The sequence below is a fragment of the Streptomyces sp. NPDC026659 genome (assembly GCF_040638245.1).
GTDB lineage: Bacteria > Actinomycetota > Actinomycetes > Streptomycetales > Streptomycetaceae > Streptomyces.
This window is the reverse complement of record NZ_JBEZXY010000004.1, coordinates 1-14,417: the sequence shown is the minus strand read 5'-3', so window position 1 is coordinate 14,417 and position 14,417 is coordinate 1. Positions and strand designations below refer to the sequence as shown.

Here is a 14,417-nt window from a genome sequence, read left to right as displayed (position 1 = left end):
GATGGTCCGCCCTCGGCGTTACCCGGGCGCCCGCATGATGTTTACGGGCCGCGACACGACGAAGGCGGGCCACCCGAACCGGGCGGCCCGCCTTCCGTATGCCGATCTCAGCGGCCCAGCGCGCGCCGTCCGCGCCCCTGGGAGACCACCGGCAGGTTCCTCGAGGGCGCCTGCCCCCGGGTGTCCTCCTCGACCCTCAGTGCGAGCGCGGGGCAGCGACGTACCGCGCGCAGCGCCTTCGCCTCCGCGGACCGCGGCACCGAGGCCTGCGCGACGGTCGGGAAACCGTCCGCGCCCAGCTCGAAGACCTCCGGGAGGATGTCCGCGCACAGCCCGTGGCCCCGGCACAGCGTCCAGTCGACGTAGATCTTCTGGCGGCTGCTGCCGGAGTCCTCGGGCTCTGCGCCGCCCGGGATGCCCGTGGGCATCTTCCCGCCCTCGAAGAGCGGCAGGACGCCCTCCACGGGCCGTCCGCAGCCATTGCCGAGGACGTGGGCGGCCAGGTCGTCCGTGAACGCCTTGATGGTCGACTCCAGGAACATCGCGGAGCCGTCGGGGTGCGAGCACGCCCCGCGCCGCTTCACGCTCTTGGCGACCTGCTTCAGCGCCTCCAGGGCGGCCGGGCCGCCGCCGTTGATGATGTCCTCCATGCCGCGCGCGGCGGCGGGCAGTCCGAGGTAGCAGGGACCGCACTGGCCGGCGCTCTCCTCGGCCAGCCACTGCGCCACGCGGAGCGACTCGCCCAGCGGACAGGTCTCCTGACTGATCGGCAGGATCGCGCCCGCGCCGAGCGCACCGCCCACCGCGTCCAGCGAGTTGCGGGAGACGATCGCCTCGTTCACGGTCGCCGCGTCGATCCACTTGCCGTGGTAGCCGCCGGTCAGCACGCCCTGCGGGACCGGCGGGGCACCGGCCAGCTGGAGGACGTAGCGCAGCGGCACGCCCGTCGGCACCTCGATGACCATGGGGCGCGCGACCGCACCGGAGACCGTCAGCATGACGGTGCCCGGCTCGTCGTACAGACCGGTGTTGCCGTAGCGCTCGGGGCCGATGCGGGCGGCGATGGCCAGCTGGGCGAACGTCTCGGCGTTCGACAGCAGCGTGGGCGCGCCGCCGACGCCGCTCTGCGAGGCGCTGACCTTGCGGCCGGGCGGGATCGCCGGGCCGCCGTCCACCGAGCGGATCAGGGAGGCGGCGGCGCCGGTGACCATGCGCACCGGGTTGCGCTGCACCCAGGCGCGCAGGGCGGAGCGGCGGCTGTTGCTCAGACCGCGTTCGGCGAGCGCGGCCTCCATGGAGCGCTGGGTGGACTCGCGGGTCACGCCGATCACCAGCGTGCGCGCGCCCATCGCCTCGGCGCACAGCAGGGCGCCGTCCAGGATGAGGTGCGGGGCACGGTTGATGAGCACCGTGTCCTTGCGGCAGGCCGGTTCGTCCTCGCTGCCGTTGACGACGACGACCGGCCGTACGCCCTTCTTGATCGCCGATTCGGCGACCGAGCGGAGTTTCTTGTGGAAGGGGAAGCCCGCGCCGCCGCGGCCCTTGAGATTGATGCTCTCGGCGAGCTGCGCGAGCTGCTCGCCGCCGAGCGGGTCGAGCGGCCCGTGCACCTTGAGGTGCATGGGCAGATCGAGCCGCTCCACAAGGTCGAAGCCCGACGTGAGCTGGGGAAGTCCGACCACGCGGACTTCGGGGACGTCGGGCAGGGCCTCGTTCACCTATAGCCTCCGGAAGGCATGTTCCAAGGTTCGCCCGAACCCGGCGCGTCGAAGGAGGCGCCGGGGGTTGGTTCGGTGGCGGGACCACTGTTGAACGTTTCGGACGAGTTGTACGTGCCGTACCGGGCGTTCGTCTCACCCATGTTGCGCACATCACCCGCACCGCCGCCGGGAGCGCCCGGATTGCCATAGACCGGGATGCTGTATCCGGTGTCCTGGAGCGGGTCGTAGGCCGACGGCGGGGCCTCGCCGACGGGCGGCGGGGACGGGACCGGCCAGCTCGGGGCGGACGGATCGTTCACGCGCGGCATGGCCTCGGTGGGGCGCATGTCCGTCGGGGTGTTCGGATACGGCTGCTGCGGAGGACCGGCCGTGCGGTACGCGGCGGCGAATCCGGCGCCTGCCGCGCCCGCGGCCGGGGACTGGTACAGACCACCGGAACCGGCGCCGGGGGCTCCGCCGCCGCGCCGGGGCTCGCGGTCCCTGACACCGGACTCGGCGACCCGGTTGCGGCTGGCCTCCAGCTGGTCCATGCCGGGCCGGCTGGAGTTGCCGAGGAGCGCCATGACGCGGTCGGAGAGCTTGCGCTTGACCGGGCGCGGCGCGGCGCGCAGGGCGAGGGCGGCCATCACGCCGAGCAGCGAGAGGCTGTAGAGGATCGTGAAGATCGGCTTGGCCGCGCGGCCCGCGTAGAGGCCGTGGACCAGGGCCGCGCACCAGGCCGGGTAGGCGAGCATGTGCATGGCGCGCCAGCGGGCGGCGACCGGGGCCGGGGCGGCGAAGTTGCTGCGCAGGGCGCCGGTCACGCCGACGAAGATCATGAGCAGCCCGGCCAGGGAGCCGAGGCCGATCAGCCCGCCGCTGCCGGTGATGCCGAGCGAGAACGGGATGATCGCGGCGATCACCACTGTGTGGTCCAGCGTGATCTTGGTGACGATGTGCAGCAGCAGGAACGCGATCGAGGCGACCGCCGTCGTCCGGTGGATGGCCTGGCCGACGATCCGCTGGCGGATGTTCAACAGGATGCGGTCCTGGGCGACCAGGCCCCAGATCACCGAGCAGCTGAGCGAGACGAGGGACAGCACGCCCGCGCCGAAGTTCAGGAACTCTTGGAACTGGCTGCCTCCGACCAGCACGACCACGGGTATGAGCAGCAGGACGACAGCGGACGCCACCCCATAGGCCGACCGGCCTGGCTTGGGGAGCGAGCTGTTACTACGACGAGGGTTCATGGGGGCAACTCCGAGCAGTTTCGGGAAGGCGGTCCCGCTGCCGAACTCTAAGTGGAGCCATACCGATCAGTACGAGGTTTGAGTTATTGCGTTGTTATCTAAGGACGGAACCGCGAGGGCGACGTCCCTTAGTGACTGTTACGCGAAGTAATCTTTGACCCGGGTTCAGATCTGGCGGCCGTACGGACATGTCTTCATGGCATACGCAAGAGCGTCGCGGCTTGCTCAAGGGCTGCGGTACCCTAGCGCCATGCGTGCTGTACGCCTTCTGCTTAGCGAGCCGCGCTGACAGTGCCGACCACCGGTCGAACCGGACGGTCGGAGCCGGCGCGGCATCCCCTCCTGTGTGAGGGGATTTTTCGTTTCCGCAGGCAGAGACGATCGATGGAGCTTTGAGGATCATGAGCGAGACGAACCCCTCCGCCACCGCTGCCGCGTCGGCGGAGGCCGCGCCGCACCGCTACACGGCCGTCATGGCCGCCGAGATCGAGGCACGCTGGCAGGACTTCTGGGACGCGGACGGCACCTACGCCGCGCCGAACCCCAAGGGCACCCTGGGCGGTGACCCGGAGCTGGTCGCCCGGCCCAAGAAGTTCATCATGGACATGTTCCCGTACCCCTCCGGCGCGGGCCTGCACGTCGGCCACCCGCTGGGCTACATCGCCACCGACGTCTACGCCCGCTTCCAGCGCATGACCGGGCACAACGTCCTGCACACCCTGGGCTTCGACGCCTTCGGCCTGCCCGCCGAGCAGCACGCCGTCCAGACCGGCGAGCACCCCCGGATCACCACCGACGCCGCCATCAACAACATGAAGTCCCAGCTGCGCCGCCTGGGTCTGGGCCACGACAAGCGCCGGTCGTTCGCCACGATCGACCCGGAGTACTACAAGTGGACCCAGTGGATCTTCCTGCAGATCTTCAACTCCTGGTACGACGACCAGGCCGGCACGGCCCGCCCGATCTCCGAGCTGATCGCCCTCTTCGAGTCCGGTGAGCGTCCCGTACCGGGTCACACGCGCGCGTGGAGCGAGCTGAGCGCCACCGAGCGCGCCGACGTGCTGGGCGAGTTCCGGCTGGCCTACGCCTCCGACGCGCCGGTCAACTGGTGCCCCGGCCTGGGCACCGTGCTGGCCAACGAGGAGGTCACCTCCGACGGTCGCTCCGAGCGCGGCAACTACCCGGTCTTCAAGTCCAAGCTGCGCCAGTGGAACATGCGCATCACCGCCTACGCCGACCGCCTGCTGGCGGACCTGGACGGGCTGGACTGGCCCGAGGCCATCAAGCTCCAGCAGCGCAACTGGATCGGCCGCAGCGAGGGTGCCCGCGTCGACTTCCCCGTCGACGGCGAGCGCATCACCGTCTTCACCACCCGCCCCGACACGCTGTTCGGCGCGACCTACATGGTGCTCGCGCCCGAGCACCCGCTGGTCGAGAAGTTCACCCCCGAGGCGTGGCCCGAGGGCACCCACGAGGCGTGGACCGGCGGTCACGCCACCCCGGCCGAGGCCGTCGCCGCCTACCGCGCGCAGGCCGCCACCAAGTCCGACGTGGAGCGCCAGGCCGAGGCCAAGGACAAGACCGGTGTGTTCACCGGTGTGTTCGCGACCAACCCGGTCGACGGTGAGCAGGTCCCGGTCTTCATCGCCGACTACGTGCTGATGGGCTACGGCACCGGCGCCATCATGGCCGTCCCCGCCCACGACACGCGTGACTTCGCGTTCGCCCGCGCCTTCGAACTGCCCATCCGCTGCGTGGTCGAGCCCACCGACGGCCGCGGCACCGACACCTCCGCCTGGGACGACGCGTTCTCCTCCTACGAGGCGACGCTCGTCAACTCCGCGGGCGAGGGCATCACCCTGGACGGACTGGCCGTCCCCGAGGCCAAGGCCCGGATCACCGAGTGGCTGGCCGCCGAGGGCATCGGCGAGGGCACCGTCAACTTCCGCCTGCGCGACTGGCTGTTCAGCCGCCAGCGCTACTGGGGCGAGCCCTTCCCGATCGTCTACGACGAGGACGGCGTCGCCCACGCCCTGCCCGAGTCGATGCTCCCGCTGGAGCTGCCCGAGGTCGAGGACTACAGCCCGCGCACCTTCGAGCCGGACGACGCCGACACCCGGCCCGAGACCCCGCTCTCGCGCAACGACGAGTGGGTCCACGTCACCCTGGACCTGGGCGACGGCCCGAAGAAGTACCGCCGTGAGACCAACACCATGCCCAACTGGGCCGGTTCCTGCTGGTACGAGTTCCGCTACCTGGACCCGCGCAACGACGAGCGGATGGTCGACCCCGAGGTCGAGCAGTACTGGATGGGCCCGCGCGAGGGCATGCCGCACGGCGGTGTCGACCTGTACGTCGGCGGCGCCGAGCACGCGGTGCTGCACCTGCTGTACGCCCGCTTCTGGTCCAAGGTCCTCTTCGACCTGGGACACGTCTCGTCCGCCGAGCCGTTCCACAAGCTGTTCAACCAGGGCATGATCCAGGCCTACGTCTACCGCGACAGCCGCGGCATCGCCGTCCCGGCCGCCGAGGTCGAGGAGCGCGACGGCGCCTTCTACTACGAGGGCGAGAAGGTCTCCCGGCTGCTCGGCAAGATGGGCAAGTCCCTGAAGAACGCCGTCACCCCGGACGAGATCGCCGCCGAGTACGGTGCCGACACCCTGCGCCTGTACGAGATGGCGATGGGCCCGCTGGACGTCTCCCGGCCGTGGGACACGCGCGCGGTGGTCGGCCAGTTCCGGCTGCTGCAGCGGCTGTGGCGCAACATCGTCGACGAGAACACCGGCGAGATCACCGTCACCGACGCCGAGCCCGACGAGGACACGCTGCGTGCCCTGCACAAGGCGATCGACGGCGTGCGCCTGGACCTGGAGGGCCTGCGCTTCAACACGGCGATCGCCAAGATCACCGAGCTGAACAACCACCTGACCAAGTCCGGTGCAGCCCTGCCGCGCACCGTCGCCGAGTCGCTGGTCCTGATGGTCGCGCCGCTGGCCCCGCACATCGCCGAGGAGCTGTGGCGCAAGCTGGGCCGCACCGACTCGGTCGTCCACCAGGACTTCCCCGTCGCCGACCCGCGGTACGTGGTGGACGAGACCGTCACCTGCGTCGTGCAGATCAAGGGCAAGGTCAAGGCCCGCCTGGAGGTGTCCCCGGCCATCTCCGACGAGGAGCTGGAGAAGGCCGCGCTGGCCGACGAGAAGGTCGTCGCGGCCGTGGGCGACGCGGCCATCCGCAAGGTGATCGTGCGGGCGCCCAAGCTGGTCAACATTGTGACCGGCTGACGCGCTCGAAGACACCGGCCACCGGGCTCGCGAGGGCCGGTGTATCCGGTGTCGGGGTGATCCCCTACGGGCAGGTTCGGGGTTCGGACGGAACCCCGGGCCTGCCCGTTGCGTTTACCGTAAAGAGCGAGGCGGTACGTGCCGCCCAGGGGTCGAGGAGGAGCGTCATGGAAACCGTGCTCACCGTGGTCGCCCTGCTCTTCCTGCTCTGCCTCGGCCTCGGCGTCTACGCCACGGTCAAGGTGGTCGGCGCCGCCAAGCGCACCGTGGACCGCACGGTCGCCCAGGCCCGCCGCACGGTCGAGGACCACACCCTGCGCGCCAAGTCCTACGGCCGCCCGGGCCCGGCCGGCGAGATCGCCCAGCTGCGGCTCACCCTGCGTACCTCGATGCGCGCCACCCAGGACGCGCTGCACTCGGGCGTCGTACAGGACGAATCGCTGAAGGAGTCCCTCGGCCTCTTCGAGCGGCTGAGCACGCACGGTCAGGAACTGGACGGGATACTGCGGCGCCTGGAGTCCGAGCCCGACCGGTCCACGCTCGCCGCCCGGCTGCCCGAGCTGCGCACCCGCACCGAACGCATCACCGCCTCCGCCGACTCCCTGCGCTGGGCCGTCCGCGACCGCGCGGGCCGCTTCGCCGACGACGACCTGGACTCACTCAGCGCCCAGATCGACATCGAGGCCGGCGCCCTGCGCCACTGGACCCGGACCGACACCGGCGACCCGGCCACCCCCTGGCCCGAGGCCCCGGCGAACGCGGGCGGCGAGTGGCCCCCGGCAGCCGGTTCCGACCGCCCGGACCCGCTCGCACCACCCGCTATCACCCCGCCCGGGCCGCGCCCCGCCCACCCCTGGCAGCGCAAGCCGCGCCCCGAGACCACCGCCTGATCCCGCCCCCTCGGCCCGTCCCGGTTCCACCGACCGGGGGCGGGCTGCCGCACCTCTCCTACGCCAGGTAACCTCCAGCTCATGTCCCGCCATGTCGCGATCGTCACCGATTCAACGGCCTACCTGCCGCCGGGGGCGATGGAACGCCACGGCATCACAGCGGTGCCGCTGACGGTGGTCCTCGGCGACCAGGCGCTCGAAGAGGGCACCGAGATCTCCACCCGCTCTCTCGCCCAGGCGCTCCAGAAGCGCCGCCCGGTCACCACCTCCCGGCCCAGCCCCGAGGAGTTCGCCGCGGTCTACCGCGAGGTCGCCGCCTCCGGCGCGAGTGGCATCGTCTCCCTCCACCTTTCCGCCGAACTGTCCGGCACCTACGACGCGGCGGTCCTGGCGGCCCGTCAGGCTCCCGTTCCGGTACGGGTCGTGGACACGCAGATGGTCGCCATGGCGCTCGGCTTCTGCGCGTTGGCGGCGGCCGGCACGGCGGAGGCGGGCGGCACGATGGACGAGGCCGTGGCCGCCGCCGAGAAGCGCGCCTCGACCACCTCCGCCTACTTCTACGTGGACACCCTCGACTATCTGCGCCGGGGTGGCCGCATCGGTACCGCACAGGCCCTGCTCGGCTCCGCGCTCGCCGTCAAACCTCTGCTCCAGCTCGCGGGCGGCCGCATCGAACTCCTGGAGAAGGTCCGCACGGCGTCCAAGGCGATCGCCCGCCTGGAGGAGATCGCCGTGGAACGGGCGGGCAGCGGCGAGGTCGACATCGCCGTCCACCACCTCGCCGCGCCCGAGCGGGCCGCCGCGCTGGGCGAGCGGCTGCGGGAGCGGTTGCCCGGCTTGGGCGAGATGCATGTGAGCGAGGTCGGGGCGGTGATCGGGGCACATACGGGGCCCGGGTTGCTGGGGGTCGTGGTTTCGCCCCGGTGAGGGGCTTCTGCCGGGTGGGCTGTGGATCGGCGCCTTCGAATCCTGGGGGGCTTCACTCGTAAGAGTGGCGGAGTTATCCACAACTCGACCCGGTTCCACGGAAATTGACCAAGATCATCGCTATTCGGCAGGATGCCCGATCCTCGTCGCATGGCACTTCGATCAGACACACGCGCAGCCGTCCCCACCAGCGGTCCCGGCCGGGGGCCCGACTCCGACGGCCGTACCCGACACCGCCGCCCGCCCCAGAACGGCCGCGCCCGGCACCGGTCACCCGTACCGGCGGACGAGCTACGCCGCCGCGCGGGGCTTCTCTTCGGTGAACCGCCCGCGGAATGGCGGGAGTCGGGCAAAGCCCCACCCGGAGGCGAAGAGCCCCGGTATCAAGCCCGTTATGTACGCGCGCCGTTGGAGGAGCCCGAGCCGCCGCCTCCCGGACCCGGCCGGCGCGAGCGGGCCGGACTCGCCCTGCGGGAGCGGATGCCGTTGTGGCTGCAGACCCGGTGCGGGGTCGAACGGCGGGGCGTGCTCGCGCTCACCGTGGTGCTCCTGGTAGCCGCCGCACTTGCGGCACAGCACTTCTGGAGTGGGCGTACACAGACGGTGAGCGCGCCCGAGGTGGTGCACGCGAAGAAGCCGTATGCCGTGCCGGAGGGTGCGGGCGGTGTGAAATCCCCTGTCTCGGTGGGTGGTTCGGTGCCGCCGGGCGGGCAGATCGTGGTGGACGTCGGTGGCAAGGTGCGGGAGCCGGGGATTCGGCAACTGCCCGCGGGTTCACGGGTGGCCGACGCGTTGAAGGCGGCGGGCGGGATGCGGCCGGGGGTGAGCGCCGAGGGGCTCAACAGGGCGCGCTTCCTGGTGGACGGGGAACAGATCCTCGTGGGCTCGACCATGGCTCCGGCCGCTCCACCGGGACCCTTGGGCGGTGGCACGGGAGTCGGCGGTACGGGTCCTGCCTCCCCGGTCGCCCTCAACGCCGCGACGGCCGAACAGCTCGACACCCTCCCCGGCGTCGGCCCGGTCCTCGCCCAGCACATCCTCGACTACCGCACCCGGCACGGCGGTTTCCGCTCGGTGGAGGAGCTGAAGCAGGTCAACGGCATCGGCAACAGCCGGTTCTCGGATCTGAAGCCGCTGGTGCGGCCGTGAGCGCGGTGCGTGAGGAGCGTGAGGTCGCCGAGGCCGCTACCGACGACATGACGCCCGAGGTGACTTCCGGCGAGGGGGCACCTGCGGGGGCGGCCGAGCGGCAGTCCTCGGAGTCGGGTCCGGCGGACCTGCGGCTCGTACCGCCCGCCCTCGCTGCATGGGCGACCTCGGCGCTGCTCATCGTGGTCCCGTTGAAGTGGAGCCTCGGGGCGGCGGGCGTCTGCCTGGTCGCCGGGCTGCTGTCGGTCCGGCGGCCGCCGGGTGGCCGGCTCGCGTGGCCCCGGGCCCCGGTCGCGGCCGTGCTGTTGTGCACCGCGGCGGCGGCCGTCTCGGCGGGGCTGCACGGGGAGGACGTACGACGCGGGCCGGTGCCCGAGGCGGCCCGGCGGTTCGCGACCGTCACCGCCGAGGTCGAGCTGACGGGCGACCCCTGGCTGAGCAGACCGCGCGTGCGGGGTGATCACGCGGCATCGGTGGCGGTGCTGGCGAGGGCCGAGGTGAGGGAGGTGACGGACGAGGACGGGGGCGGCGGTTCGGAGTCGCGCACCCGGAGCCCTGTGCTGCTGATCGTCGACACGAAGGTCCCGCCGCCGGCCGGTGCCGTGGGGGAGCCGGGTCGGCCGCCGTGGCTCGCCCTGTTGCCCTCGACCCGGCTGCGGGTGGGCGGCCGGCTGGCACCGCCCCAGTCGGACGGTGACCGGAGCGCCGCCGTACTACGGGTGCGCGACTGGCCGGTGCCCCGGGTGGTCCGAGGCCCAAGTGGACCCCAGCGGCTGGCGGGCGGGCTCAGGGCCGGGCTGCGCGCGGCGACCGAGGGGCTGCCGTCGGACGCGCGGGCGCTGCTGCCCGGGCTGGTCGTCGGGGACACCTCGCGGATCACCCCGGAGCTGGACGAGGCGTTCAAGGAGACCGACCTCGCGCACACGCTCGCCGTCTCCGGCAGCAACCTCACCATCCTGCTCGCCCTGCTCATCGGACCGCCCGGCCTGGCCCAGCGCGCCGAACGGCGCGGACTCGCCCCGCGCCTGGGCCTCTCGCTGCGGACCACCGCGCTCCTCGCGGCGGTTCTCACCCTCGGGTTCGTCATCGTCTGCCGCCCCGATCCGAGCGTGCTGCGGGCGGCGGCCTGTGGCGCGGTCGCCCTGCTGGCGCTGGCCACCGGCCGCCGCAGATCCCTGGTGCCCGCCCTGGCCGCGACGGTCCTGCTGCTGGTCCTCTACGACCCGTGGCTGTCCCGGAGTTACGGCTTCCTGCTCTCGGTGCTGGCGACCGGCGCGCTGCTGCTCCTCGCGCCCCGCTGGAGCGAGGCACTGCGGCGGCGCCGGGTTCCCGCCCGCCTGGCCGAGGCCCTGGCCGCCGCTGCCGCCGCCCAGGTCGTGTGCGCGCCGGTGGTCGCGGTGCTGTCGGCGCGGGTGAGCCTGGTGGCGGTGCCGTGCAACCTGCTCGTGGAGGTGGCCGTCGCCCCGGCCACGGTGCTGGGGTTCGCGGCGCTCGCGGCCGCTCCGGTGGCGATGCCCGCCGCCAAGGCGCTTGCCTGGTCCGCGGGTTGGCCCGCCCAGTGGATCGCCGGGGTGGCCAGGACCGGGGCGGCGCTGCCCGGTGCCGGAGTGGACTGGCCGGGGAGTTGGCCGGGGGCGTTCCTGCTGGCTGGGGTCACGGTGGTGCTCGTGCTCGCCGGGCGGCGACTGGTTTGCCACCCGTGGTGGTGCGGGGCGCTCGGCGTGGTCCTGCTCCTCGCGGTGGTGCGGCCCGCTCCGCTGACCCGGGTGGTCACGGGCTGGCCGCCGCCGGACTGGCGGTTCGCCATGTGCGACGTCGGGCAGGGCGACGCCACCGTTCTCGCGGCCGGCCCGGGCGCCGGGGTGGTCGTGGACGCCGGACCCGAACCGGAGCCGGTCGACCACTGCCTGCGGGAACTGGGCATCACCCGCGTGCCCCTGGTGATCCTCACCCACTTCCACGCCGACCATGTCGCGGGACTGTCCGGCGTGCTGCGTGGCCGCTCGGTGGCCGCCATCGAGACCACCGGCTTCGCCGAACCGGCGGACCAGGCCGAGGCCGTGCGCAAAGAGGCCGCCGCACGGCACATCCCCGTCACCCGCGCGGTGGCAGGCGAGGAACGCCGCATCGGGCCGCTCGCCTGGCGGGTGTTGTGGCCGCAGGCGTCGGCACCGGACCCGGACGGGCCGAACGACGCGAGCGTCGCCGTGCTCGTACGGACCGGCGGGCTGCGGCTCCTGCTGCTCGGCGACCTCGAACCGCCCGCGCAACGGGAGTTGCTGCTGTCACCGCATGCGGCCGACCTGGGGCGCGTGGACGTGCTGAAGGTCGCCCACCACGGCTCCGCCTATCAGGACCCCGACCTGATACGGCTGGCGTCCCCACGGCTCGCCCTCGTGTCCTGTGGTGCCGACAACCCTTATGGGCACCCGGCACCGTCCACGGTGGCCGCGTTGCGCGCGGGCGGAGCGGTGGTGCTGCGCACGGACCGGGACGGCGCGCTGGCGCTCACCGGGGGAGGCGGGGCGGACGGGCCGCTCCAGGTGGCCAAGGGCTGAGCGACCCCGTAACTGCCAATTCGGTCTAGTCCGGCGCATGGGCCGGATTGCCTTGATGTGTGCCCGTGTTGCTCGAAAGCCACATCAGGTGATCGAATGAATCTTCGGCAACATATGATGTCGAGGCGTACAGAGGTGTCGTACATGTTCGGCCGGTGGCTGGAAAAACGAACGAACCGGTTCCACCGGACGAGTCCCCTGGCGGCGGTCAGGACACCGGCCGACGCCGGCGTGCTGAGCTGCCGGGTGCTCGATCCGGTCTACGAGCCGGTGGGCAACGCGGAGTTCACGGTCGTCGACAGCGTCGGCCGCAAGGTGGTCAGCGGTGGCACCGATCCCTACGGCCAGTTCATGGCCACGGTCCCGGCGGGGGAGTACCGGCTCGCGGTCGCGGCCGAGGGGTACGCGCCCTATCGCGCGACCGCGATGGTCGGCCAGAACTCCCTGGCCTCGCTGGGCGATGTGACCCTTCAGGTCGCGCAGCCCCCGGAGCCCCCGGCGTGGGGCGACTGGGAGATCGACCCCGCGCACTCCTCCATCGCCTTCACCGCGCGGCACATCGGACTGGCCCGGATCCACGGCCGGTTCAACTCCTTCGCGGGCGCGGTGCGCATCGCCGACCGCATGGAGAACTCCGCGATGCACGTGGTGATCGACGCCGCGGCCATCGACACGGGCGTCCGGATGCGCGACGACCACCTGCGCTCCCCGGACTTCCTGGACGTGCAGCGGTACCCGACGCTGGAGTTCTACAGCGAGCGCTTCACCCACCGCGGCGGCAACCGCTGGGCCGTCACCGGCGCGCTCTCCCTCCACGGCGTGACCCGCACGGTCACCCTCGACGCCGAGTACCTCGGCCTCGGCAGCGGCATGGAAGGCGAACCCCGGGCCGCCTGCCGCGCCACCACCGAACTCCACCGCGACGACTACACCATCAGCTGGCAGACGATGCTGGCCCGCGGCATCGCGGTGGTCGGCCGCAGCATCCGCGTGGAACTGGACATACAGATCGTTCCGAAGGGCTGAGGAGTCAGGGGCCACGCGTCCGGCCTCCCACGCGGTGCCGGAGAATGTCCCGGTGAGCGATGTGAGACACGTGCTGGTGCTGCCCGACCGGGATGCCGCCGAGGAGGCGGCCGAGGCGTTGGGGGAGCGGTTCGGGATCGATGAGGAGCCCCGGCTCGTACGGGACGCCCTGGCGGGGGAGGACGACGCCGAGGACGCCCAGTGGCTGGTGGTCCTGCGCGACGAGGCGGGACGCCTCGACCCCGCCGAGCTGGACGCCTTCGCGGGCGAGTGGGACGGCTGGCGCGAGGAGCCGTGATGGCGGGTGCGCGGGGCACGCCGTAGCCGTAGCCCGTGGACGGCCTCGGCCGTGCCCCGCGCACACCTTGGCCGCGCTCCAGGGCCTGCCTCCGCGGTGATCCCGGGCAGCCCTGGCCGCGCTCCCGGACCCGCCTCGGCCGGGACACCGGACCCGCTTCCGTGGAACCCCGAGAGCGTCTCGGGGTCGGTTCGGGGTCCGGTCAGGGTGTGCGGGCCGGTTCGTTGTCGGTGCCGCGTGGGATGCTTTGAGCGATGGCAAGAAAGACTGCGAATGACGACCCTCTCGCCCCGGTGACTCTCGCCGTGGGCCAGGAGGACCTCCTGCTCGACCGTGCCGTGCGGGAGGTGGTGGCCGCCGCCAGGGCCGCCGACGCCGACACGGACGTACGCGACCTCACCCCGGACCAGCTGCAGCCCGGCACCCTCGCCGAGCTGACCAGCCCCTCGCTCTTCTCCGAGCGCAAAGTCGTGGTCGTACGCAACGCGCAGGACTTGTCCGCCGACACGGTCAAGGACGTGAAGGCATACCTCGGCTCGCCCGCGGAGGAGATCACCCTCGTACTGCTGCACGCGGGCGGCGCCAAGGGCAAGGGGCTGCTCGACGCCGCGCGCAAGGCGGGCGCGCGGGAGGTGGCCTGTCCGAAGATGACCAAGCCGGCCGACCGGCTGGCGTTCGTGAGAGGGGAGTTCAGGGGGTTCGGGCGGTCGGCCACGCCGGAGGCGTGCCAGGCGCTCGTGGACGCGATCGGCAGCGACCTGCGCGAGCTGGCCTCCGCGGCGGCCCAGCTCGTGGCAGACGTCGAAGGCACGATCGACGAGGCGGTCGTCGGGCGGTACTACACCGGCCGCGCGGAGGCGTCGAGCTTCACCGTCGCCGACAAGGCGGTCGAGGGACGGACCGCCGAGGCACTGGAGGCGCTGCGGTGGTCGCTCTCCACCGGAGTGGCCCCGGTGATGATCACCAGCGCGCTCGCCCAGGGCGTGCGGGCGATCGGCAAGCTGTCCTCGGCCCGTGGCGGCCGCCCCGCCGACCTCGCCCGCGAGCTGGGAATGCCCCCGTGGAAGATCGACCGCGTCCGGCAGCAGATGCGCGGCTGGACCCCGGACGGCGTCGCCGAGGCCCTGCGCGCGGTGGCCGAGGCCGACGCGGGCGTGAAGGGCGGCGGTGACGACCCGGAGTACGCCCTGGAGAAGGCGGTCGTCATCATCGCCAGGGCGGCCCGCTCCCGGGGCAGGGCCTAGGGGGTGTCTCGTCGATCAAGCCGGGCTCGCGGCGTCTGGCACCGCACCTCGCCGCGTTGTCGTCGGTCGCCGATGCTCCGCATCGACTCCC

10 protein-coding genes are annotated in these 14,417 nt (G+C 72.4%); 8 read left to right on the top strand and 2 right to left on the bottom strand.

Annotated elements, in window-relative coordinates; all coding sequences use genetic code 11:
* Nucleotides 1-107: 107 nt before the first annotated feature.
* On the bottom strand, nt 108-1,718 hold the full coding sequence (locus tag AB0E91_RS12160) for an NADH-ubiquinone oxidoreductase-F iron-sulfur binding region domain-containing protein (protein WP_361779124.1): 1,611 nt from the start codon (nt 1,716-1,718) through the stop codon (nt 108-110).
* Nucleotides 1,715-2,950, bottom strand: coding sequence for a cytochrome b/b6 domain-containing protein (locus AB0E91_RS12155; RefSeq protein ID WP_361779121.1), 1,236 nt, complete (start codon nt 2,948-2,950; stop codon nt 1,715-1,717). Before AB0E91_RS12155 ends, AB0E91_RS12160 begins: the two co-directional genes overlap by 4 nt.
* Before the next feature lie 401 nt (nt 2,951-3,351).
* Here AB0E91_RS12155 and leuS point away from each other — a divergent pair, with 401 nt between their 5' ends.
* From leuS to holA, 8 genes are all read left to right on the top strand, one after another.
* Complete coding sequence (gene leuS / locus AB0E91_RS12150; RefSeq protein WP_361779118.1) at nt 3,352-6,234, top strand: leucine--tRNA ligase; 2,883 nt, start codon at nt 3,352-3,354, stop codon at nt 6,232-6,234.
* 167 nt (nt 6,235-6,401) lie between these two features.
* The gene (locus tag AB0E91_RS12145) at nt 6,402-7,124 is read left to right on the top strand and encodes a hypothetical protein (protein ID WP_361779115.1); all 723 of its coding nucleotides are present in this window, start codon (nt 6,402-6,404) and stop codon (nt 7,122-7,124) included.
* 81 nt (nt 7,125-7,205) lie between these two features.
* Nucleotides 7,206-8,051 (top strand): DegV family protein, encoded by an 846-nt coding sequence (locus AB0E91_RS12140; RefSeq protein WP_361779112.1) that lies wholly within the window; start codon nt 7,206-7,208, stop codon nt 8,049-8,051.
* A 408-nt stretch (nt 8,052-8,459) separates the two neighbouring features.
* Nucleotides 8,460-9,200, top strand: a complete 741-nt coding sequence (locus AB0E91_RS12135) for a ComEA family DNA-binding protein (protein ID WP_361779109.1) — start codon at nt 8,460-8,462, stop codon at nt 9,198-9,200.
* 47 nt (nt 9,201-9,247) lie between these two features.
* On the top strand, nt 9,248-11,758 hold the full coding sequence (locus AB0E91_RS12130; RefSeq protein ID WP_361780110.1) for a ComEC/Rec2 family competence protein: 2,511 nt from the start codon (nt 9,248-9,250) through the stop codon (nt 11,756-11,758).
* Between the two features lie 144 nt (nt 11,759-11,902).
* On the top strand, nt 11,903-12,784 hold the full coding sequence (locus tag AB0E91_RS12125; protein WP_361779106.1) for a YceI family protein: 882 nt from the start codon (nt 11,903-11,905) through the stop codon (nt 12,782-12,784).
* A 52-nt stretch (nt 12,785-12,836) separates the two neighbouring features.
* Nucleotides 12,837-13,082 (top strand): hypothetical protein, encoded by a 246-nt coding sequence (locus AB0E91_RS12120; protein ID WP_161178987.1) that lies wholly within the window; start codon nt 12,837-12,839, stop codon nt 13,080-13,082.
* A 254-nt stretch (nt 13,083-13,336) separates the two neighbouring features.
* On the top strand, nt 13,337-14,326 hold the full coding sequence (gene holA / locus AB0E91_RS12115) for a DNA polymerase III subunit delta (RefSeq protein ID WP_361779102.1): 990 nt from the start codon (nt 13,337-13,339) through the stop codon (nt 14,324-14,326).
* Nucleotides 14,327-14,417 lie beyond the last annotated feature (91 nt).